At 69.7% G+C, this 22,168-nt stretch carries 20 protein-coding genes and 2 pseudogenes; 16 read left to right on the top strand and 6 right to left on the bottom strand.

Translation table 11 applies throughout. The features are described 5' to 3' along the window. Positions 1 to 290: 290 nt before the first annotated feature. Positions 291 to 560, top strand: a pseudogene (locus tag ACIRF9_RS21940) (aldo/keto reductase); the annotation flags it as partial. 276 nt (positions 561 to 836) lie between these two features. After that, positions 837 to 1,673 (top strand): SDR family NAD(P)-dependent oxidoreductase, encoded by an 837-nt coding sequence (locus ACIRF9_RS21935; RefSeq protein WP_403824649.1) that lies wholly within the window; start codon positions 837 to 839, stop codon positions 1,671 to 1,673. Between the two features lie 565 nt (positions 1,674 to 2,238). Here the strand turns inward: ACIRF9_RS21935 and ACIRF9_RS21930 are convergent. Both ACIRF9_RS21930 and ACIRF9_RS21925 read right to left on the bottom strand, forming a co-directional pair. Further along, a complete protein-coding gene (locus tag ACIRF9_RS21930; RefSeq protein ID WP_403824597.1) occupies positions 2,239 to 2,904 on the bottom strand; it encodes a hypothetical protein in 666 nt (221 codons plus the stop codon). A 740-nt stretch (positions 2,905 to 3,644) separates the two neighbouring features. Beyond that, complete coding sequence (locus ACIRF9_RS21925; protein WP_403824594.1) at positions 3,645 to 3,812, bottom strand: hypothetical protein; 168 nt, start codon at positions 3,810 to 3,812, stop codon at positions 3,645 to 3,647. A gap of 223 nt (positions 3,813 to 4,035) precedes the next feature. On the opposite strand from ACIRF9_RS21925, the gene ACIRF9_RS21920 reads away from it, so the two are divergent. After that, positions 4,036 to 5,154: an acetate/propionate family kinase gene (locus tag ACIRF9_RS21920; protein WP_403824591.1), complete on the top strand. Its 1,119-nt coding sequence runs from the start codon at positions 4,036 to 4,038 to the stop codon at positions 5,152 to 5,154. An 83-nt stretch (positions 5,155 to 5,237) separates the two neighbouring features. Here the strand turns inward: ACIRF9_RS21920 and ACIRF9_RS21915 are convergent, their stop codons facing one another. Next, a complete protein-coding gene (locus tag ACIRF9_RS21915) occupies positions 5,238 to 6,998 on the bottom strand; it encodes a PucR family transcriptional regulator (protein WP_403824588.1) in 1,761 nt (586 codons plus the stop codon). 252 nt (positions 6,999 to 7,250) lie between these two features. Between ACIRF9_RS21915 and ACIRF9_RS21910 the strand changes: the two genes are divergently transcribed. The 10 genes from ACIRF9_RS21910 (at position 7,251) to ACIRF9_RS21865 (ending at position 17,316) form a co-directional block, all read left to right on the top strand. Next, the gene (locus tag ACIRF9_RS21910) at positions 7,251 to 7,778 is read left to right on the top strand and encodes a general stress protein (RefSeq protein WP_403824585.1); all 528 of its coding nucleotides are present in this window, start codon (positions 7,251 to 7,253) and stop codon (positions 7,776 to 7,778) included. A 61-nt stretch (positions 7,779 to 7,839) separates the two neighbouring features. Further along, positions 7,840 to 9,732, top strand: a complete 1,893-nt coding sequence (gene dnaK / locus ACIRF9_RS21905; protein ID WP_403824582.1) for a molecular chaperone DnaK — start codon at positions 7,840 to 7,842, stop codon at positions 9,730 to 9,732. A gap of 11 nt (positions 9,733 to 9,743) precedes the next feature. Beyond that, positions 9,744 to 10,328, top strand: a complete 585-nt coding sequence (locus ACIRF9_RS21900; RefSeq protein ID WP_403824579.1) for a nucleotide exchange factor GrpE — start codon at positions 9,744 to 9,746, stop codon at positions 10,326 to 10,328. A gap of 6 nt (positions 10,329 to 10,334) precedes the next feature. Continuing rightward, positions 10,335 to 11,270 (top strand): DnaJ C-terminal domain-containing protein, encoded by a 936-nt coding sequence (locus tag ACIRF9_RS21895; protein WP_403824576.1) that lies wholly within the window; start codon positions 10,335 to 10,337, stop codon positions 11,268 to 11,270. Further along, on the top strand, positions 11,270 to 11,638 hold the full coding sequence (locus ACIRF9_RS21890; protein WP_403824573.1) for a chaperone modulator CbpM: 369 nt from the start codon (positions 11,270 to 11,272) through the stop codon (positions 11,636 to 11,638). Before ACIRF9_RS21895 ends, ACIRF9_RS21890 begins: the two co-directional genes overlap by 1 nt. After that, positions 11,629 to 14,268, top strand: a complete 2,640-nt coding sequence (clpB, locus tag ACIRF9_RS21885) for an ATP-dependent chaperone ClpB (RefSeq protein ID WP_403824570.1) — start codon at positions 11,629 to 11,631, stop codon at positions 14,266 to 14,268. The genes ACIRF9_RS21890 and clpB overlap by 10 nt, the downstream gene beginning before the upstream one ends. Further along, positions 14,265 to 14,723, top strand: a complete 459-nt coding sequence (gene trxA / locus ACIRF9_RS21880) for a thioredoxin (RefSeq protein ID WP_403824567.1) — start codon at positions 14,265 to 14,267, stop codon at positions 14,721 to 14,723. The genes clpB and trxA overlap by 4 nt, the downstream gene beginning before the upstream one ends. 6 nt (positions 14,724 to 14,729) lie before the next feature. Then, positions 14,730 to 14,990: a UBP-type zinc finger domain-containing protein gene (locus tag ACIRF9_RS21875; protein ID WP_403824564.1), complete on the top strand. Its 261-nt coding sequence runs from the start codon at positions 14,730 to 14,732 to the stop codon at positions 14,988 to 14,990. Further along, positions 14,990 to 16,771, top strand: a complete 1,782-nt coding sequence (locus ACIRF9_RS21870; RefSeq protein ID WP_403824562.1) for an FAD-dependent oxidoreductase — start codon at positions 14,990 to 14,992, stop codon at positions 16,769 to 16,771. The genes ACIRF9_RS21875 and ACIRF9_RS21870 overlap by 1 nt, the downstream gene beginning before the upstream one ends. A gap of 47 nt (positions 16,772 to 16,818) precedes the next feature. Continuing rightward, positions 16,819 to 17,316 carry an Hsp20/alpha crystallin family protein gene (locus ACIRF9_RS21865; protein WP_403824559.1) on the top strand — a complete coding sequence of 166 codons (498 nt, stop codon included), beginning with the start codon at positions 16,819 to 16,821 and terminating at the stop codon, positions 17,314 to 17,316. A 99-nt stretch (positions 17,317 to 17,415) separates the two neighbouring features. Here the strand turns inward: ACIRF9_RS21865 and ACIRF9_RS21860 are convergent, their stop codons facing one another. Beyond that, a complete protein-coding gene (locus tag ACIRF9_RS21860; protein WP_403824557.1) occupies positions 17,416 to 17,640 on the bottom strand; it encodes a hypothetical protein in 225 nt (74 codons plus the stop codon). A gap of 138 nt (positions 17,641 to 17,778) precedes the next feature. Between ACIRF9_RS21860 and ACIRF9_RS21855 the strand changes: the two genes are divergently transcribed. The 3 genes and pseudogenes from ACIRF9_RS21855 to ACIRF9_RS21845 all read left to right on the top strand — a co-directional run. Continuing rightward, a complete protein-coding gene (locus tag ACIRF9_RS21855) occupies positions 17,779 to 19,734 on the top strand; it encodes an MFS transporter (RefSeq protein ID WP_403824554.1) in 1,956 nt (651 codons plus the stop codon). Then, positions 19,731 to 20,123, top strand: coding sequence for a DUF2267 domain-containing protein (locus ACIRF9_RS21850; RefSeq protein WP_403824553.1), 393 nt, complete (start codon positions 19,731 to 19,733; stop codon positions 20,121 to 20,123). Before ACIRF9_RS21855 ends, ACIRF9_RS21850 begins: the two co-directional genes overlap by 4 nt. A 26-nt stretch (positions 20,124 to 20,149) precedes the next feature. After that, positions 20,150 to 20,332, top strand: a pseudogene (locus tag ACIRF9_RS21845) (hypothetical protein); the annotation flags it as partial. Here the strand turns inward: ACIRF9_RS21845 and ACIRF9_RS21840 are convergent. Together ACIRF9_RS21840 and ACIRF9_RS21835 are read right to left on the bottom strand one after the other, a co-directional pair. Then, a complete protein-coding gene (locus tag ACIRF9_RS21840) occupies positions 20,280 to 21,473 on the bottom strand; it encodes a PP2C family protein-serine/threonine phosphatase (protein ID WP_403824550.1) in 1,194 nt (397 codons plus the stop codon). The pseudogene ACIRF9_RS21845 and the gene ACIRF9_RS21840 overlap by 53 nt on opposite strands. 121 nt (positions 21,474 to 21,594) lie before the next feature. Next, positions 21,595 to 22,044 (bottom strand): DUF1931 family protein, encoded by a 450-nt coding sequence (locus ACIRF9_RS21835; RefSeq protein WP_403824547.1) that lies wholly within the window; start codon positions 22,042 to 22,044, stop codon positions 21,595 to 21,597. Positions 22,045 to 22,168: the final 124 nt, after the last annotated feature.

Genomic DNA, 22,168 nt, shown 5'->3' with positions numbered 1-22,168 from the left:
CGCGGTGACGATGCGGTCGCGGGTCGAGTCCGCGGCGGTCGAAGAAGCCATGTCGTAAGACTACCTAACCAAAAAGTTTTGTTTGGCAAAGGCGGCCGACGGGGCGTACGGTAAAAACAAACATTTTGGTTTGACCTGAGGAGTGCGTCATGCAGCACCGGACACTCGGCGGCCAGGGCCTGGAGGTCTCGGCGACGAGCAGGAGGGCCCCAGGGCGGTCAGGGACTTCCGCGACGAGGTGGTCCTGGCCACCAAGTTCGGCTTCGACCTGACCGGGCACCGTCAAGGAGCTGATCAAGGCAGGCAAGGTCAAGTACTTCGGCCTGAGCGAGGCCGGCCCCCAGACCATCCGCAAGGCCCACGCGGTACAGCCGGTGTCCGTCCTGCAGACCGAGTACTCCCTGTTCGAGCGGGATGTCGACCAGCTCTTCCCGGTCCTCGACGAACTCGGTTAGAACGTCGAGGCCGTCGACAAGCACGCAGACTTGGCTGCGGCCAAGGGTGCCACGATCTCCCAGCCGGCCCTGGCCTGGCTGCTCACCCGCGGCGAGCACGGCGTACCCATCCCCGGCAGCCGCAGCCCGAATCGCACCGAAGAGAACACCGGCACGGCCGACCTCGCCACCATCGCCGAGATCCTGCCCCACGGCGGCTTCGGCGCCCGCTACGCCAAGGGTTACGTGCCCGCCTGGATCCGACCTGGCCCCGGCGTCCGACCGCCTCCACGGCCACCGCCCGAACCCTCACTCCGAGGGCCCAGCGGCCCTACGCACCTAACCGTCCGAACCGACGGACAAGTCCGTCACCCTACGAAACCACCGAACAGGACATCGATCATGACGCAGCAAACCATCGTCATCACCGGCGCCAGCGACGGCATCGGAGCCGCGGCAGCCCGGCAACTGGCCGCCAAGGGCGAGGAAATCGTCCTCGTGGGCAGGTCACCGGCCAAGACCGCGGCGGTCGCGCAGGCGCTGGGCGCCCGCTACTACGTGGCGGACTTCGCCGACCTCGCGCAGGTGCGCGAACTCGCCGACAAGCTCCAGGCGGCCCACCCGCGCATCGACGTGCTCGCCAACAACGCGGGCGGGATCATGGGCGACCGCGCGCTGACCGTCGACGGCTTCGAGAAGACCTTCCAGGTCAACCACCTGGCCCCGTTCCTGCTTACCAGCCTGCTCATGCCCGCACTGACCGCCGGCAACGCCAAGGTTGTGCAGACCGCAAGCGCCGCGGCGAAGCAATGGGGCCGCATCGACATGGACGACCTGCAGAACGAAAAGGACTACACCCCGAACAAGGCGTACGGCAGCGGCAAACTGGCCAACATCCTGTTCACCCGGGAACTGCACCGCCGCTACCACGCGCAGGGCATCGCCGCGGTGGCCTTCCACCCCGGTGTCGTGGCCACCAACTTCGCCAGCGACACCACCCACTTCATGCGGTACATCTACCACACCCCGGTCATCAAGAACCTGTTCACGATCAGCCCGGACAAGAGCGCCAAGGAGCTGGTCTGGCTCGCCGAAGGCACCCCCGGCGGCACCTGGCAGCCCGGCGAGTACTACGAGAAGCGCAAGCCGGCACCGTCCACCGAACAGGCCCGCGACCACGAACTGGCCCGTCAGTTCTGGGACCGCAGCGCCAATCTGCTGTCGATCACCACGCGGTGAAGGTCCGGCGTACGTGAATGACGCTCGTCGCCTGGGCGGTCACCGCACAGGCGACGGCATGCAAGCCGGACTCCCACCGGCCCGCCATACGGCGGGGAGAAACCGCCGCACGGCGACTGATCTCGGGGCGGTCAGGACAGACCATGACCCCCGGAGATGCTCGAACTGGTCGATGGGCACGCACGTGGCCGTCGTCTCCTCCGGCTTGCAGACGATGCGGGCGCTCTCCACTCTCCATGTCGGCCGTCGGCCGGAAGACCTCGTACGGCTCCACCCCGGAAGCAGAAGCACCTAATCCGCGCCACGCCCCAGCGCCATGTCCCGGGGCAAGTGGACCTCGACCATGACGTCTCCAGCCGATCGCGCAACCTGCGCGCCAGCCCCGATGCCCATCCCGCCGGCACACCTGTTCGGCCGCGCGATGCGGCGGCCCTGCCGGGGCGCGGCCCGGGTCGGCGCGCCCCGATCCCCAGGGCGTCCGCGCCTCATTGCGCCCTGAGCTCGCCCTGCTCCTCCGGCCACACACGCGAGAGCGGCCACAGCAGGAAGACAGCCACACGAGAACTCAGTCGTCGTTTCTGGTGTTCTCGCTCGGCAGGAACGTCTGGCGCGCCCAGAGGCTCAGCAGCGCCACCCCACCGACCAACAGCGGCACCGGGTCACGGGCAGGAGGAGCCAACACGTACCCCAGCACCGTGACCGTGCAGACCGTCAGGGGAATGAACGCGGCCGCACCCTCTATCCCCCATCGCAACGTCGGCTGAGCAGTGCCCAGAACCCTCGCCCCACCGGGCACCCACGGGCAGACAGCGACCACCAGCAGGCCCGCGGTATTGCAGGTGTCGACCAGCCGACAGGACATCGCCTCGGGGCTGTGCGGGCCGACCGTCCACAGCCGCAGGGTGTCGCCGATCAGCATGAGGGACAGCCCGACGATGCCAACCCACAAGGTGGCTCTCTGGTCGCTCCGTACGAGACGGCGCAGGGCAAACAGAAAACTGAGGAACACGACCTCCGCTGTCCAGAGAACACCCACCATCCCCGTCCCCAGCCGCCAGCCGTCACTGGCCCCCCGCAGCAGTACCCATCCCGTCATGAACACGGGACCGGCTGTGACGACCCCGTCAAGCACGCGCCGCAGCAAGACGCGTCGGCCCTTGCCGGCATCGGCCGCGACCACCAGACCGGCCATCCCCAGGCCAACCGCCAGCGTCACTCCGATGACCACCACCGAACCGAGCAGCGATGGCCCGTCCCGTCCCGAACCCGGCGGGTGAGCCGACAGTACGTTGACCGCCCCCCGGTACACACCCCCGGCTACCGCCGAACCCCCCAACAGCAGCAGACGCGTCCGCACCCGTCCACTCGCTCCCCACGCACGGACCACCAGGGAGACCGCCAACCCCCAACACCCGGTGGACGGACCGAAAGCCACCATCCGCGCCACCACGCCCCCGGCCACCCACGGTCCGCTGAAACTCAGCGCTGTTCCCACGAGACAGGCCACGCCCACCGCGCCCCAGGCCCACGCCCCGGTCCGATGGCAGCGGCCCGCCCGGACACTGAGCACGTCCGGCGACTTCCCCAACCCCGACATCAGGTGTGCCTTTCACCCGGTCCCCCGCCCGCCGGGCCTTTCCTGCAGCCCCCGGATCCCTTCAGAGACCGTAAAAGACTCGCCGCCCGCCCCGAACTGAACAATCGGCTCATTCACCCGTACTGCGTAAAGGAGTCCAGATCACCCCCGGAACCATTGAGCTTTTCAGCGTTGCCGCTCCAGGGTGAGGATGGCCGCGGTGATTGACGACGTTACCCACGGGCCGGCCGTGCGCACGACCGAACACCTCCCCCAACGGCGCGGGAGCCTCGTCCGTTGCGCACACCGGGAGCGTCGCCCGATCGGGTCCCGCGCTGAAATGGCGCAATGATTGCCTGATTGCGAGGATGCGCAGGTCACGCACGTCGCGCCTGTCAGGTCCTCAGACCTGCGCCGGTCCGAACATGCGCGGGGTCGTACTCCTCGTGGGTGCCCTCCAGCCAGAGGTTGGCGTGGTTGGCCGGGGTGCCGTGGCCGGGACCGGTCACCAACGGCCCATCGGCGTCCCGCTCACGGGCGAGCGTGTTGAGCGCCGCGTACACCGCAGCGGCTCCCGTAGCAGCGCGTTGCCGCGCAGGAAGATCCCCGATGCGGCCATGTAGTGGGCCGCTCGCCGGTACGCCGCATCTTCCTGGTGTGCCGAGCTCATCCGGTGGGCCTCCGTTTCCTACGAGGTCAGGGGGGTACCCGGCTGCCTCGGCACACGCGCCGAGCCGTTGCGGGCACAGCCGTGCGAAGCGGTCGGGACCGCGGGGAAGGAGCACCGTGTCGGCAGGAAACTTCGGCCCAGTCCTGGTGGCCGACGCAGGCTCGTCCAGCCTGAGGCTGACCGTGTTCGGCGACGACGGGCAGGTCCTGGCCGAACACCACAGCGCCTCCGCACCCGGCGAAGGCGTGTCCGACCCTCTGCGGCAACTGCTGGCCCAAACGCCATCGCCCACGGCCGTGGGTCACCGCATCGTCCACGGCGGACCCGGAATGCGCAGCCACGTCCTGGTCGACGACGAGGTCCGGACCGCCCTCGGGAATGTGGCCGACCTGGCACCGTTGCACGTCCCGCCGGCCCTCACTGTCCTGGATACCGCCCGGAACTTGCTACCCGACGTCCCGCACGCAGCCTGCTTCGACACCGTCTTCCACGCCGGCCTGCCCGCCGCCGCCCGCGAGTACGCGGTGCCCGCCACCTGGCGCGAGGCGTACGGGATGCGCCGCTACGGCTTCCACGGACTGTCCTACGCCTGGGCACTCGGCCGGACGGCCGAGTTGCTCGGCCGGCGCCCCGAGCAGCTCCACCTGGTGATCGCCCACCTGGGCGGCGGCTGCTCCGCCTGTGCGGTGCGCAACGGGACCAGCGTCGACACCACCATGGGCTTCACACCGCTGGAGGGGCTGGTGATGAGCCACCGCAGCGGAAGCGTGGACCCCGGCGCCCTGACCTGGCTGCAGACGCGGCATCGTCTGTCCGCCGACGACATCGAGGACGTACTGAACCACCATTCCGGTCTGCTCGGCCTCTCCGGCACCTCCGACGACACCCGCGACCTCGTCCGCAGCCGGGCAGCGGGCGACGAGCGCGCCGCTCTCGCCCTGGACGTCTTCACTCATCACTGTCGCCGCGGCATCGCCGCGATGGCCGCGTCCCTCGACCGGCTCGACGCCCTGGTCTTCACCGGGGAGATCGGCGAAGACCAGCCCGAGGTCCGCGAAGAGGTATGCACCCGGCTCACCGCCCTCGGCCTGACCGGCGGCCTGCGCACGCCCGACGACGCGAGCCGTCCGGCAATCGTCAGCGGGCCGGGGGTGGAAATACCGATCGTGGTCGTACCCACCGGAGAGGCCCAGCAGATCGACCACGAGACCCGAACCCTTCTCAGCGGCCCGTGAGGCGCATGCGCCCCTTCCGCCCCGCCTCGTCGCGTTCGTGAGAGAAGTGCGAGAAGGTGCCGCCCCGCTACCGCCCTCCGCGGTCAGCGCCGCCCGCCCAGGATGATCTTCCAGACGCGTGTTGCCACCTGCAGATTGAGCCGGGTGTCCACATCCGCCAGGTCGCGGTCGCTGATCTCACGGATGCGCTGCAGCCGGTAGCGCAGGGTGCTGCGGTGGACGGTCAGTGCGGCGGCCGCGTCGTCGTAGTTGCCTCCGCAGTCGAAGTAGCGCGAGAGCGTCTCCACCAGCTCCGTGTCGTGCCCTGCGTCGTAGTCGATCAGCTGGCCGAGCCACTCTCGCACGAAGTCCTCGAGTTCCCGGAGATCGTTTCCGGGCCCCAGGATCCGGTACAGCCCGAGGTCGTCGAAGAACGTCGTCCCGCTGCGCTGGCGGGAGTTCTGCCGCACCTCCAGGGCCCGCAGTGCCTCCTGGTAACAGCGGGGAATGCCGTCCGGTGAGTCGCAGCGGGTGCTCACCCCGATCGCGCCGTCGGGCGTCCCCAGCTCACGGGCCAGCGCAGTGTGCACGGCATCGTCGTCGGGCCTCGCTTCGGTCAGCAGGACCATCCGGTCGCCGCGACGGGTGATCAGCGGACGGGTCGCCATGGTGGCCGTCGCTTGCTCGACGGCACGGGTGAAGGAGCTGTTCGCGGCGTTGCCCGGCCAGTGCACCACGACCACGTAGTGGGTACGTTGCAGGTCGTGGCCGACGGCTTCGGCCCGGGCGTAGGCGCTCGTCTCGTCGGTGCCCTCCAGCAGGTCGTCGATCAACTGGCGGCGCAGCCGCGCTTCGACCTCGGTGAGTTCGCGCATATGCACGAGCTCCTGGGCAAGCGACCGCAGGGCCTGGTCCAAGGCGAACATGGTGTGCTCATTGGCCGTCGCCTCGGGGTCCTCGATGGCGAGGACGCCGAGGACGTCGCCGCGCGGCCGGGCCAGGGCGATCAGCCGGTCCTTGACTCTGACCGGGCCCGCTTCGCGCGCGACGTGGCTCAGCATCTCTTCCTGGGAGGTCGGGGACCGCACCGGATAGGGGTCGGGCCGGTCGGGACCCGCCCAGGACCTCAGGTTGCCGAACCGGTCCTCGATGAGCGCCGACAGCCCGGTGAGCTCGTACAGCGCTTGGGTGACGGCGTCCTCGCCGCCGCCCCGGGCAGCGACACGGGCGAGGGTCTCGTGCACGGTCTTCTGCAGGTGCAGCTCGGAGCGCATTGTGTCCAGCTCCCGCAGTGCGGTGTCCCGTTCGGTGCGCAGGCGGCTCAGTTCGCCGGCGTTGTCGTGCTGCGGGGCGCGCGCGACCGTCAGTGACAGGGCCGCCGATGTGAGCCCCACGAGGGTCGAAAGGAGGAAGTGCCCCTGCTCATCGGGCTCGGAGTGGGAGGAGACCACGAGGTAGCCGAGCAGACCGCCGGCCCCGCGCAGGCCGAACGCCCAGGTCCAGGACCGCTCTGGAACGGATACGGAACCGTCAGCCTCGCCCAACTCCTTCATCCCCGTGTCGTCGACCGTTGGCACTCCCACGTCATGGCCGGGGACGCGGGACAAGCCGTCGTCCGTCGCGAGGTATCCGGCCTCGGCGTGGTAGGGACCAAGGGCACTGACGTGCCGCATGGCCAACCGCACGATCTCACTCTGCTCCGCGCAGGTGAACAGGGTGTGGGACAGCACCAGCAGCCCGTGTGGGTCCAGCGCCGCGAGCGGACGGGGGCGGTGCCGTTCGGTGCCTGCGGTGTTGTTCGGGTGGCGGGTCACCTTCTGGTCGGAGACGTGCGGGGAAAGCCTCCGTGGCGGATGGGAGGCCATGGTCACTCCGTTCCCCTCCGGTCATCGGAGGCGCTCGAGCGAGTCGTGGGATCCACGCCGGTGCGAGCCCCGCGTACCCAGCCCAGGCAAGGCAATCCGACTTGTCCGAATTTGAGCCTTGTTCTCGTGGACCGACCGACCGCGTCGATTTCTGACCTAGCGGGTGCAGGCGGAGCGCGCCGCTCTCTTGCAACGCTGGGCCTGTCAGGGATCGCCGGGCGCACCGGTGGCCGTGGCAGGAAGGACTGGCTGATGAACGAGCAGGCCCGCAGGACCATCGCCTCGTACACGACCTACCAGGAGGCGGAACGCGCCGTCGATCACCTTTCCGACCACGGTTTTCCCGTCGAGAGGGTGGCCATCATCGGGCAGGACGTGCGCCTGGTCGAGCAGGTGACCGGCCGCATGGGACATGGCGGGGCCGCGCTGCAGGGCGCGGCAAGCGGTGCCCTGCCCGGTGCGCTGATCGGGTGGATCTTCGGGCTGCTGAACTGGCTGAACCCGGTCGTGTCGGGACTGCTCCTCGCCTTGTACGGGCTGGTTTTCGGAGCACTCGTCGGCGCTCTGCTCGGCCTGCTGGTGCACGCGGCCCAGCGTGGCCGCCGGGACTTCGCCTCGGTGAGCTCCATGCAGCCCAGCCGGTACGACGTCGTCGCCGACGAAGCGGTCGCCGACGAGGCGGTGCAGATGCTGGCCGAGCTGCCCAGCGGGACCGGTACCAGCACAAGCAGCGGGGTTTGGAAGGGCAGCCGCCCGCGGAGCGGTCCCGCCGTCACCTGAGCGAGTGCGGAAGACCGGGCGCGACTCCGAGGCGAGCCGCCCGTCGCGGAAGGAGTTCCTCATGGCCAAGGCAGTAGGCATCGACCTGGGCACCACGAACTCGGTGATCGCCGTCTGGGAGGGCGGCGAGCCGGCGGTTGTGCCCAACAGCGAGGGCAACCGCACGACGCCGTCCGTGGTGGCCTTCACCGACACCGGCGAGCGCCTGGTGGGCCAGCTGGCCCGCCGCCAGTCGATTCTCAACCCCAAGGGCACCATCTACTCGGCCAAGCGGTTCATCGGCCGGCACTTCGACGAGATCTCCGATGAGGCCAAGGCCGTCGCGTACGACGTGGTCGAGGGAGACGGCGGCGCCGCCCGCTTCAAGGTGCGCGACAAGCTCTACGCGCCTGAGGAGATCAGCGCGCAGGTGCTGCGCAAGCTCACCGACGACGCCTCCAAGCAGCTGGGAGAACGGGTCACGGAGGCGGTCATCACGGTGCCCGCCTACTTCAACGACGCCCAGCGCACCGCCACCAAGGACGCCGGACGGATCGCCGGCCTGGAAGTGCTGCGGATCATCAACGAGCCGACCGCGGCCGCCCTCGCCTACGGCATGGACAAGAAGCAGCACGAGACGGTGCTCGTCTTCGATCTGGGCGGCGGCACCTTCGACGTCAGCATCCTCGACGTCGGCGACGGCGTCGTGGAGGTACGGTCCACGGCGGGCGACAGCCATCTGGGCGGCGACGACTTCGACCGCCGGCTGGTCGACCAGCTCGCCGACGGCTTCCAGAAGGAGAACGGCATCGACCTGCGCCAGGACCCACAGGCCCTGCAACGCCTGTTCGAGGCCGCCGAGAAGGCCAAGACCGAGCTCAGCTCGGTGACCCAGACGCAGGTCAGCCTGCCGTTCATCACGGCCGACGCCTCCGGCCCCAAGCATCTGACCACGACGATCATGCGGTCCACGTTCGAGCAGATCACCGGCGACCTGGTGGAGCGCTGCCTGGGCCCGGTGCGGCAGGCCATGGACGACGCCAAGGTCAGTGACAGCGACATCGACGAGGTCATCCTCGTAGGCGGCTCCACCCGCATCCCCGCCGTCCAGGCCCTGGTGCGGAGGCTGACCGGCGGCAAGGAACCGAACATGAGCGTCAACCCCGACGAGGTCGTGGCGATGGGCGCCGCGATCCAGGCCGGGGTCCTCAAGGGCGAGGTCAAGGATGTCCTGCTGCTCGACGTCACCCCGTTGTCGCTGGGCGTGGAGACACGCGGCGGCGTGATGACGAAGATCATCGAGCGGAACACCACCATCCCGGTGCGCCGCAGCGAGACCTTCTCCACCGCCGAGGACAACCAGCCCGCCGTCGACGTCGTCGTCCTCCAGGGCGAGCGCGAGCTGGCCGCCGACAACCGGGTCCTGGGTCGCTTCCAGCTCACCGACATCCGCCCCGCGCCGCGCGGCGAGCCGCAGATCGAGGTCACCTTCGACATCGACGCCAACGGCATCCTCAACGTCACCGCGCGGGACAAGGACACCGGCAAGGAGCAGGGCATCACCATCAGCGAGAGCTCCAACCTCGATCGTGGCGAGGTCGAGCGGATGGTCCAGGAGGCCGAGCGCAACCGCGGCGAGGACCAGGCCCTGCGCGAGGCGGTCGACGCCCGCAACGAACTGGACGCCATCGCCTACCAGGTCGAAAAGCGCCTTGGCGAGCTCGGCGACGCCGCGCCCGCACACGAGAAGGCCCGCGCCGAGATGCTGGTGGCCGAGGCCCGCGAGGCGGTGAAGAACGAGGCCGGGGTGGACAAGGTCCGGCCGCTGACGTCCGAACTCCAGCAGGTCTTCGCGGGGCTCGCAGCCCACCAGGCGGGAGCCGCAGCGGGCGGTCCGGAGGGCACCGGCTCATCGGACGGATCCGGATCCGGGGACGACGACGATGTGATCGACGCCGAGTTCGACAAGGGCTGAGGTGGCCCGCCATGCCCAAGCCACACCAGGGCCGAGAGCCCGACCCGCCGCCCGAAGGCGCCGTACAGCCGCCGCGCGGGGACCTTGAGCAGTCCGGACCGCCGGCCGAGGAGGCCGAGCCGGGGCCCGACGCGGCAACCGCCACCGCCGCACCCGAGGACGAATCCGCGGTCGCGCTGCGAGAAGCCGAGGACCGCTGGCGCCGCGCCCTGGCCGACCTCGACAACCAGCGCAAACGCCACGCCAGGGAGCTGGAGCGAGAGGCCGCGGCCGAACGCGCCCGTACGGCCGCGGCCTTCCTGCCCGTCATCGACAACCTGGAACTCGCCCTGAGCCACGCGGCCGCCGACCCCGGTGCGATTGTCGAAGGTGTCCGGGCCGTGCGCGACCAGGCGGTGAACGTGCTGGAGCGGCTGGGCTACCCGCGCCACGCGGAGAAGGGCGTGTCGTTCGACCCGGCCCGGCACGAGGTGGTCGGCGTGGTCCAGGATTCCGACGCCGATCCGAACACCGTGGTCCAGGTGCTGCGACCCGGTTACGGGGAGGCCGAGCGGCAGCTGCGCCCTGCCGCCGTGACCGTCGCCAAGCGGGAGTGACCGTCCATGGCACGCGACTTCTACGAGGTGCTCGGCGTTGCGCGCACCGCCGACCCGGACGAGATCCAGCGGGCCTACCGCACCCTGGCCCGCAGGTACCACCCCGACGTCAACAAGGACCCCCAGGCGGAGGAGCGGTTCAAGGAGATCAATGAGGCCTTCAGCGTCCTGTCCGATCCGGACCAGCGAGCCCGGTACGACCGCTTCGGCGAGGACTTCCGCAGGATCCCGGAGGACTGGGAGGAGCGAGTCGCCGCCGGCGCGGGAGCCGGCAGCGGCTTCTGGGGGGCCACCGGCGCCGGTCCCCGGGTGCGGTACTCCACGGCAGGCTTCGGGGGCGAGGGGGTCGACGTCGAGGATCTGTTCGGCTCGCTGTTCGGCGGCGCCGGGCGGATGCGTGTGCCCGGCGCCGACCAGGAGGCCGAACTGCCGCTCACCGTCGAGGAGGCCTATCGGGGCGGCCGCCGTACGGTCACCCTCGCCGGGCCGGCCGGGCAGCGGCGCTACCAGGTCGACGTGCCGCCCGGCGCCACCGACGGGCAGCGCATCCGGCTGGCCGGGGAGGGCGGGCGCGGGAGCGGCGGCGACGCGCCCGCCGGGGACCTGTACCTGAGGGTGCGGATCCAGCCGCACCCCGAGTTCCGCCTCGACGGCCGGGACGTCCACGTGCGGCTTCCGGTCACCCCGTGGGAGGCGGCGCTGGGCGCGACCGTGCCGGTGCCCACGCCCAGCGGGGCCACGGCGAAGGTGACCGTGCCCGCCGGGTCCTCCAGCGGACGGCGCCTGCGGCTGCGTGGCGAGGGCATGCCGGGCCCGCGCGGCGCGAACGGTGACCTGTACGCGGAGCTGCGGATCATGGTGCCGCCCCGGCTGAGTGACCGGGAGCGCGAGCTGCTGGAGGAACTTGCCGCTGTCTCCTCGTTCGACCCCAGGAGGACGTGATGAGCGACCGACCGGCCGGGGCCCGCCCGTCCCACGCACGCACGCACGAGGTGGGCGTGCAGTACGCGATCGTGCCCGTGCCCAGGCTCTCCCTGGAGACCGTGGCCCGCCGCTCGGGCCTGCATCCCGACCTGATCCGTCGGTTCGTCGCCCTCGGATTGGTGGACGCCGACCGTGACGCCTCCGGACGGCTGGGGTTCGCCCCCACTGCCCCGGCCGCCCTGGCCCGCGTCCAGCGGTTGCGCACCGGGCTGTGCCTGAACTACGCATCCCTCGGTCTCGTGCTCGACCTGCTCGACCGCATCAGTCTGCTCGAAGCCGCGCTGCGGCGTGCAGGCGTGAGGAGTGATCTACCACCATGGACATGAACCGCCTGACACAGAAGTCCCAGGAAGCCCTGCAGGAGGCCCAGAGCGCCGCAGGCCGCCTGGGCCACACCGAGGTCGACGGCGAGCATCTGCTGTTGGCCCTCCTCGACCAGGAGGAGGGCCTGATCCCGCGGCTGCTGCAGCAGGCGGGCACCGAGCCCGAGGAGTTGCGCGCGGCCGTACGCGAGGAACTCTCCCGCCGGCCCAAGGTGACCGGCCCGGGCGCGGCACCGGGCCAGGTCTTTGTCACCCAGCGCCTGGCCCGGCTGCTGGACGCGGCGGAGCGGGAGGCCAAACGCCTCAAGGACGAGTACGTGTCCGTGGAACACCTGCTGCTGGCCCTGGCCGAGGAGGGCTCGGCGACCGCCGCCGGGCGCATCCTGAAAGAGCGGGCAGTGACCCGGGATTCCTTCCTCGGCGCGCTCACCCGGGTCCGCGGCAACCAGCGCGTGACCTCCGCCAACCCCGAGGTGGCCTACGAGGCCCTGGAGAAGTACGGCCGCGATCTCGTCGCCGAGGCCAGGACCGGGCGCCTCGACCCCGTCATCGGCCGGGATGCCGAGATTCGCCGCGTCACCCAGATCCTCAGCCGCAAGAGCAAGAACAACCCTGTCCTGATCGGCGACCCCGGCGTCGGCAAGACCGCCATCGTAGAGGGTCTCGCCCAGCGCATCGTGCGCGGTGACGTGCCCGAAGGACTGCGCGACAAGACGGTGTTCGCCCTCGACATGGGCTCGCTCGTGGCAGGCGCCAAGTACCGCGGCGAGTTCGAGGAGCGCCTCAAGGCCGTGCTGAGCGAGGTCAAGGCCGCCGAGGGGCGGATCCTGCTCTTCGTCGACGAGTTGCACACGGTCGTCGGCGCGGGCGCCGCCGAAGGTGCCATGGACGCGGGCAACATGCTCAAGCCCATGCTGGCACGCGGCGAACTGCACATGATCGGCGCGACCACCCTGGACGAGTACCGCAAGCACATCGAGAAGGACGCCGCCCTCGAACGCCGCTTCCAGCAGGTACTGGTCGACGAACCCAGCCTGGAGGACACCATCTCCATCCTGCGCGGACTGCGTGAACGCCTGGAGGTCTTCCACGGTGTCAAGATCCAGGACACGGCGCTGGTCGCGGCGGCGACGCTCTCCCACCGCTACATCACCGACCGGTTCCTGCCGGACAAGGCCATCGACCTCGTCGACGAGGCCTGTGCCCGGCTGCGCACGGAGATCGACTCCATGCCGGCCGAACTCGACGAGATCACGCGCCGGGTGACCCGCCTGGAGATCGAGGAGGCCGCCCTGTCCAAGGAGAGCGACCCCGCCAGCAAGGCCCGCCTGGAGGAACTGCGCAGGGAGCTGGCCGACCTGCGCGGCGAGGCCGACGCCAAACACGCCCAGTGGGAGGCCGAACGGCAGGCGATCCGCCGCGTGCAGGAACTGCGCCAGGAACTGGAGCAGGTCCGCCACGAGGCGGAGGAGGCCGAACGCGCCTACGACCTCAACCGTGCCGCCGAACTCCGCTACGGCCGCCTCCAGGACCTGGAGCGTCGGCTCGCCGCGGAGGAGGAGCAACTGGCCGCCAAACAAGGGCAGAACCGGCTGCTGCGGGAGGTCGTCACCGAGGAGGAGATCGCCGAGATCGTCGCCGCCTGGACCGGCATCCCCGTCGCCCGCCTCCAGGAGGGCGAACGCGAGAAACTGCTGCGCCTCGACGAGATCCTGCGCGAGCGCGTCATCGGCCAGGACGAGGCCGTCAAGCTCGTCGCCGACGCCATCATCCGCGCCCGCTCCGGCATCCGCGACCCTCGCCGCCCCATCGGCTCGTTCATCTTCCTCGGCCCCACCGGCGTCGGGAAGACCGAGCTGGCCAAGACCCTCGCCCGCGCCCTGTTCGACTCCGAGGAGAACATGGTCCGCCTCGACATGAGCGAGTACCAGGAGCGGCACACCGTCAGCCGGCTCATGGGGGCCCCGCCCGGATACGTCGGCTACGAGGAGGGCGGCCAGCTCACCGAGGCCGTACGCCGCAAGCCGTACTCGGTCGTGTTGTTCGACGAGATCGAGAAGGCGCACACCGATGTGTTCAACACCCTGTTGCAGGTCCTCGACGACGGCCGCATCACCGACTCCCAGGGCCGCACCGTCGACTTCCGCAACACCGTGATCATCATGACGTCCAACATCGGCTCCGAGCACCTCCTCGACGGCGCCACCGCCGAGGGTGAGATCAAGCCGGACGCCCGCGCCCTGGTCATGGGCGAGCTGCGCGGGCACTTCCGCCCGGAGTTCCTCAACCGCGTCGACGACATCGTGCTGTTCAAGCCGCTCGGTGAGCGGCAGATCGAGCGGATCGTGGAGCTGCAGTTCGACGAGCTGCGGCAGCGGCTCGCCGAACGCCGCATCACCGTCGAACTCACCGACGCCGCCCGGGAGGTGATCGCTCACCAGGGCTACGACCCGGTGTACGGGGCCCGGCCGCTGCGGCGTTACATCTCCCACGAGGTCGAGACACTCGTCGGGCGCGCCCTGCTGCGCGGGGACGTCCAGGACGGCGCGACCGTCCGCGTCGACGCCCAGCACGGAGAGCTGGTGGTCACCTACGACCAGCCCGAGGACGTGACGGGAGCGAGGGCGGCATGAGTACCGTGCAGGCCACCAACGTCACCTGCCCGCACTGCGGGCGCACCAACCGGGTACCCGTGGCTGCCGAGGGCCGCCCCACGTGCGGCAACTGCAAGCAGCCTCTGCCGTGGATGGCGGACGCGGGTGACGACGACTTCACCGAGGTCGTCGAGCAGGCCACCGTGCCCGTCGTCGTCGACCTGTGGGCCACCTGGTGCGGCCCCTGCCGCATGGTGAGCCCCGCGCTGGAGAAGGTCGCCGCAGATCTCGCGGGAAAGATCAAACTGGTCAAGGTCGACATCGACAGGAACCCGCGCCTGGCGCAGCGATTCGAGGTCCAGGCGGTACCGACGCTGCTTGTCCTCGACAAAGGACGGACCATCGCCCGGCAGGCGGGTGCCGCACCTGCCCCTGCCCTGCGGCGGTGGGTGGAGCAGACGATCGCGGGCCGCGAACCGGCCGGGAAAGGATGATCGGCCATGACCGTACGAACCGACCCCCACCTCGCCCTCGTACGTCCCGTCACCCCGCGCGCCCCGGGATGCGAGGAATGCCTGGCCACGGACTCCCCCTGGGTCCACCTCCGGCTCTGCCTGACCTGCGGCCACGTCGGCTGCTGCGATTCCTCGCCGAACCGGCACGCCCGCCGTCACGCCGCCGCCGACGGCCACCCGATCGTGGCGTCGCTGGAGCCCGGCGAGGACTGGCGGTGGTGCTTCGTCCACGAGGCGCTCGTGTGATGCCCGGCGACGAGACGCTGCCGGGCACAGCGCCGGTGCCGGACGAGGCGGAGGAGAGCGTCCCCTTCGAGACCCCCGACATCTACGGCGCCTATCCCCGTCTGTCGGACGACCAGATGGCCCGCCTGGCGCAGCACGGCCAGAGGCGCGCGGTCGACACTGGTGACGTGCTGATCCGGGAGGGCGAGCGGTGCGAGGCGTTCTATGTCCTCCTCAGTGGTTCGGTCGCCATCGTCGAGGGCTACGGCACCCCCGGCGAACGCCTGCTGCGTGTGCACGGCCCTGGCCGCTTCATCGGCGAACTCGGCCTCCTGAACGGACAGGTGGCCTTCTACACCGCCGTGGTCAGGGACCCCGGCGAGATCCTCACCCTGTCCATGGATCAGCTGCGTGACCTGGTGACCCGGGACTCCATCCTCGGTGATGTGGTGCTGCGCGCCTGCCTGGGCCGCCGTGCTCTGCTCGTCGGGCAGGGCGCCGGCTTCCGTATCATCGGCTCGCGCTATTCGCCCGACACCCGGCGGCTGCGCGAGTTCGCCGCCCGCAACCGGCTGCCGCACCGCTGGATCGATCTGGAGACGGACGAGGAGGCCGAGGCGCTGCTGCGCCGCTTCGCGGTCGGTCCGGAGCAGACGCCGCTGGTGATCTGGCGGGACACGACCCTGCTGCGCAATCCGAGCAACGCCGAACTGGCCCGGCTGATCGGCTTGCCGCCCCTGCCATCGGGCAACGGCCGCGGCGATCTCCTCATCGTCGGCTCCGGTCCAGCCGGTCTCGCCGCCGCGGTGAACGCCGCCTCGGAGGGCCTCGGCACGACCGTGGTCGAGGCGATGGCCACCGGCGGCCAGGCCGGGACGTCGTCCCGCATCGACAACTGCTTCGGCTTCCCCTCCGGCATATCCGGCGCCGAGCTCACCGAGCGGGCTGTGCTCCAGGCGGGCAAGTTCGGCGCCCGGATCAGCGTCCCGGCGGAGGCGGCCCGGCTCGAACGGCGGGACGGCCACTACGCCGTCAGGTTCGCTGACGGCAGCGAGATCACCGCCCGTACCGTCGTCCTGGCCACCGGCGCCCACTACCGCCGCCTCCATGTGCCCGGCATCGAGCCGTTGGAGGGCGCGAGCGTCCACTACTCGGCGACCGTCTACGAGGCCCAGCAGTGTCGTACCGACCCGGTGGCGGTCGTCGGCGGCGGCAACTCCGCGGGGCAGGCCGTGCTCTTCCTGGCCGGGTACGCACCGCAGGTGTATCTGCTCGTCCGTGGGCCGAGTCTCGAGGCGCACATGTCCCGCTACCTGATCGATCAGATCGAGCGCCACCCGCGGGTGCGCGTGCTGCTGCACACCGAGATGACCGAGGCACTCGGCGACAAGGCGCTGGAGGCGGTCACCGTGGTCGACCACCGTACGGGCGAGCACCGCCGCCTCGCGGTGCGGGCCCTGTTCGTCTTCACCGGCGCCGAACCCCACACGGAATGGCTGTCCGGCGCGCTCGCCCTCGACGCGCGCGGCTTCGTGCTCACCGGCGCGGAGGCGCAGGCCTGCTCCGTTCCCGAACTGTGGCAGAGCCAGGGCCGCGACTGCCTGACGTTGGAGACCAGCATGCCTGGCGTCTTCGCCGCCGGCGACGTCCGCAGCGGCTCGGTGAAGCGCGTGGCCTCCGCGGTCGGCGAAGGCGCGATGAGCATCCACTTCGTGCACCGCTACCTGGGCCAGACGGCCGCGCCCGGCGGCACTGACAGCACCCCGCACACCCGTCCGAAGGAGTCCGCTTGGCTCGCATGACACCCAGCGGGCGACGAGATCACGAGAAGGAGAAGGAGGCGATGGGAATGACCACGCCCGTCCGGCGCCACCGCGGTGGCGCGATGCAGGACAGGCCCCTTGGCTGGGCACGCAATCCGTTGACGGAGTTCGACCAACTGCTCAGCGAGATGAGCGGACTGATCGAATCCACGGTGGGAGGCGCGGCGCCCGCAGTCGCGTGGACACCCCTGGCGGATGTCACGGAGTCCGACGACGCCTTCCACGTCGAGATCGAACTCCCTGGCGTCAAGGGCAAGGACATCAACGTCGAAGCGAACGGCCAGGAGCTGGTGGTCACTGGAGAGATCAAGGAGAAGGAACGCAAAGGCGTCCTGCGCCGGAGCACCCGCCGCACCGGATCCTTCGAGTACCGGCTGCGGCTGCCCGGAGAGGTCGACACCGAAAAGATCAATGCGCAGATGTCGGATGGGGTGCTCAACATCACCGTCCCCAAGGCCGAGGTCGCAAAGCCCCGGCACATCGAGATCAGCGAGACGAGTGAAAGCACCGAGAACAAGGGCTGACACGCGAACGCCGCGGTTCCGGGCACCCGTCCGGCACCGCGGCCGGGCCGGCGAGGCTCGACCCCCGGGGTGACTCATGATCACGTCCCTGTCAGGCCCTCATGGCGGCGGAGACTCGGCACGCGGCTCCCCACCGGCTTCCTCGCGGCGCCGCAGACGCCAGGCGCGCAGCAGCCGAAGGGGGAGCAGGCCCAGCGGTGCTCGCCGGCCCATGTCCGCCTGGTCCTCGCGGTCGAATGCCTGTGCGTAACGCGCGGCGTCCTGGGCGGTCGGGTATCGCTTGGTGCCCTCCGCTCCGCACCCGCGCGCGCAGTGCCAGTGCATCGTGTCGCCCTCATGGAGAAAGCGAAAACGGTGTCCCAGCAGGTGACAGCGCAGCACAGAAGACCACCCTATGCGGACCAGTCCATACCGGCCTGTTCTACAGGTGACAGCCCGTGGCCCTGAACGAGGAGGCGCGGCATGACCACCACAGCCGAGCTCGGTGTCGTCACGACCAAGGTCCCCGCCCGGCTTGACCGGCTACCGTGGTCCCGATTCCATTGGCGGATCGTCATCGGTCTGGGAACCGTCTGGATCCTGGACGGACTCGAGGTGACGATCGTCGGGGCGGTCGCCGCCCGTATGACCGAGCCGGGCAGTGGCATCAACCTGACCAGCGCCGACATAGGCACTGCCGCCGCCATCTACGTCGCAGGCGCATGTGCGGGCGCCCTCCTGTTCGGGAGGCTCACCGACCGCTACGGGCGCAAGAAGCTGTTCATGCTCACGCTCGGCATCTATATCCTCGCCACCGTCGCGACCGCGTTCGCCCACGACGCCTGGTACCTCTACCTCGCCCGCTTCATCACCGGTATGGGCATCGGCGGAGAGTACGCCGCGATCAACTCGGCCATCGACGAGTTGATTCCGGCCCGTAACCGCGGGCAGGTGGACCTGGCCATCAACGGCAGCTACTGGGTCGGTGCGGCGCTCGGCAGCCTGGTCGCCGTGCTGCTTCTCAACGAGAGTCTGCTGGCAGCGAACCTCGGCTGGCGGCTGGCCTTCGGCCTGGGCGGCATCCTGGGCCTGGGCATCATGCTGGTACGCCGCCACGTGCCGGAGAGTCCGCGCTGGCTGTTCATCCACGGGCACGAAGACGAGGCTGAACGCATCGTCGACCGGATCGAGGCCGAGGTGCACCAAGAGACCGGCCGTGAGCTGCCGGAACCGGGCGAGGCGGTCACCGTACGCCAGCGCGACGTCATCCCGTTCAGGGAGATCGCCGGCGCGGCTCTGCGGCGGTACCCGCGTCGCGCCGTTCTCGGTCTGGCGCTCTTCATCGGACAGGCGTTCCTGTACAACGCGATCGTCTTCGACCTGGGCACCATCCTGAACGGCTTCTTCGACATCGGCTCGGGCTCGATCCCCTACTTCCTGGCCCTCTTCGCCATCGCCAACTTCCTCGGACCACTCCTTCTCGGCCGACTGTTCGACACCGTCGGCAGAAAGCCGATGATCGCGGGCACCTACTTCGGCTCGGCGGTCGTGGCAGCCGTCCTCGCCGTCCTGCTGATCAACGGCTCCCTGACGACATGGTGGTTCTTCCTGCTGGTCTCGCTGACCTTCTTCGTGGCATCCGCGGGAGCGAGTTCGGCCTACCTGACGGTGAGCGAGGTCTTCCCCATGGAGACCCGAGCCCTGTCCATCTCGCTGTTCTTCGCGATCGGCACGGCCGTGGGCGGAATCACCGGCCCGCTGCTGTTCGGCCACTTGATTCACAGTGGCGATGCCGACCTGGTGGCCATCGGCTTCCTCGTGGGAGCGGCAGCCATGGCGCTGGGCGGGCTGGCCGAGGTCTTCTTCGGTGTCCGGGCCGAACAACAGTCCCTGGAGAACATCGCCCGCCCGCTCACTGCCGAGGAAGCCGAGGCGGCCTGGCACAACGAGCCCGCGCCGCAGGACGCACGAGACCGCCGCCGGCCCGAGCACGTCCGGCAGGCCGAGCACGAGCGGGAACTGCGGATCGCCGACCGCACCGCCCGCCGCCGGGAGCGGGAGCGTGCCGGAGCCCGCCGCTACCGCCCGGGCACCGGACCGGGCAGCACCCTGTACTCGCCGGGGATGGCCGGCACCGCGGGCACGGCAAGCCGTACGTCCGCCATGGCCGAACAACGCCTCGACGACGAGATCGAACAGATCACCCACGCGCTCCAGGAAACCGGCCCGACGAGCCGCGACCGACTCGAACAGGCCGTGGGCGGCCGTTCCTGGGGCCCCGGACGCTTCCGCCGTGCCCTGCGTGAGTCCGAGCGGGAGTCCAGGGCCAGGAGCCTTGCCAACGGCAGCTACGCGCCGACGGACGGAGCCGGACGGCTCGACAGCGCACCGGACGAACCCCATGACCAGAGTGACCGGGGCACAAGGAGGCAGCGATGAAATACGACGGATTCCTCGCCCGTGTACGCGAGCGAGGCGAATACAACGACCAGGACGAAGCCGCGGACGTCACCAACGCCGTGCTGGAAGTGCTGGCCCAACGGATCAGCCCGGGAGAGGTCAAGGACCTCGCATCCCAGATGCCCGGCCCGCTGGGACAAGTTCTGGAACATGCCACGCCGCAGCGGGCGCAGAGCTTCGGGATCGAAGAGTTCTACCGCCGGGTCGCCGAGCGCACCCATGCCCGGCCGCGGACGGCGCAGTGGGACGCCAGCGCGGTCCTGACCACCGTTGCCGACGCTGTCACCGGCGGAGAACTGAATCAGATCATCAGCCAACTCCCCTCCAGTTACGCGGTCCTGTTCGGCAAGGCCGACCTTGCGGACTGAGCCCGTGAGGCGCTCGGCTCCTCAAAGACGTCGAGGATGCCTTCGAATGGCCCAAAGACCGGCGCAAGCGGTCGTACGCGGCACTGCGGGCCGTGCTGCACCCGCTCCGGGATCGTCTCCCGGTCGAGACGGCCGTGCAGTTCGGCGCCCTTGCGTTCACGGATCAGGGGGCTGCCACTCGAACATCAAAATCGTGGCGTCGTCGCTGAGTTTGTCGTGCCGATGCTCGAGGATGGCATGGATGAGCAGGCGCAGCACTTCCGGGGCGCTCTGCCCCGCTGCGGTCGACCGGATGATGTAGTCGGTGAAGCGCTCCAGGCCGAACTCTTCGCCTGCCTCGTCGCGTGACTCCACGACGCCGTCTGAGTAGAGCAGTATGCGGTCACCGGGTTCGAGGCTGACGTCGTGCAGCTGACGGGCGGTCCCGGCGAGACTTGCGGGCAGACCCAAAGGGGGCTCAGGTGCCCGCTCCAAGGCCCTGTGGAGCAGGCGATGGCGACGGATGAGCAACGGAGGCGGGTGGCCGCAGTTGCACCATCGCAGCACACCAGTGGGCATGTGCAACTGGGTGAAGACACCCGTGCAGAACTGCTCCGGAAGCCACTTGGCCAGCGCCTCGTCCACGGTGCCCGCGAGTTCGTTCAGGCCTGCCCCGCTGCGCCGGGCGTTACGGCAGCCTGCCATGGCGACAGAGGTGGCAAGTCCGGACGCCAGGTTGTGCCCCATGCCGTCAAGGATCGTGGCGTGCAGAACGTCCTCGGTGAACGCATGGTCGAAAGCATCGCCGCCCAGTTCGTACGCAGGCTCCAGAACCGCCGTCGAGACCACCCGGCCGGTGCCGATCGACCGGGGAGGGAGGAAAGCCCTCACCATCTCCGTGGGCAGGTGCATCGGCCTGGTACGCATGCGCTGCGCGATGGTGTCGCTGTAGGTGCGCTTGGATGTGATGATCAGTGCGAGGAGCAGCGCCGTCGTTCGACAGCGCCGTAGCTTGAGCCCGTCCAGGGTGCTCATGTGCAGCTCCACGACGCCCAGCCGCTCCGCCCCGTCGGCCAGGGGCAGCCAGACGTTCATCCCGCCGGAGGGGCCTTCTTCCACTCGGAGAGAGTCGGTGCGGTAGGCCCATCCGGCCAGCGAAGTGTCGAGGTCCAGTTCCGGCTCGCCTTCGACAAGAGGCACCAGCAGTCTTTGCTGGATGTCGACCAGATAGATGGTGGCCCTGCCCAGACCCATGGCCCCGGCATACCGGCTCAGGACCACGGGCAGTTCCACAGGTGATGCCAGCTGGGCTGCTCTGACCAGTTCCTCCAGCAGCCGCTCCCCGGACCCGTTGGACATGTTCCTGTCCATGCCTTCGATCATCCCCGCGAGGTGGAGCCGCCACAATCTGAGCCCTCCGACACCCGAGATATGGGCCGATCAGCCTGGGGTGCTGGGGCCCATGGCCTGCTCCGCCTGGTCCGGTCGCCACTCACAGCAGGAGGTCGAAGACGGCTCGAGCCTCGTCCCAGTGCTGGGTCTGGGGGTTCTTCAGGTCGGGGTGGAGGATCTTGAAGCTCTGGGCAAGGGCCAGGCTGAGTCCGCCGATGATGTCCGGATAGGCCGCCTCGGTCTCCTCGTCGGGCGTGCGGTCCAGAGCGGGGTGGGTGGCGAGCTGTTCCAGGATCGGCTTGAGCTCTACCTCCTGGTCGATCTTCCGGAAGTGGTGAATGCTCTCCTGCAGGCCTTTCGTGATCGGTAGGTCACAGGTCCGGATGACGTCGCGCCCGTTGGCCTTGGCAGTGGCCTGGGCGACGGTCAGCAGATCGTAGAGCTTGGCGTCGACGAAGTCGCTGTAGCGCTTGAGATCGTTCTTGTCGACGTCCAGCCCCCCGGCCGCGCGGAAGAACCTTTCGAACCTGGCGATGGACATCACGGTCATGACGGCAACCTCCGGCTGCGGGCGTCGGGTGGCTCCCGGCTCCCTGGGTTTCCCCGCCAGCCTGGCCGACGGGAGTCCGCGAACGCATGCGCATACCGGGCCCAATTAGCCTCCCTGTATTGCC

The organism is Streptomyces sp. NPDC096132, from assembly GCF_044763345.1.
In the GTDB taxonomy this organism is placed as follows: Bacteria; Actinomycetota; Actinomycetes; order Streptomycetales; family Streptomycetaceae; genus Streptomyces.
This window is presented reverse-complemented; position numbering and strand designations above follow the sequence as displayed.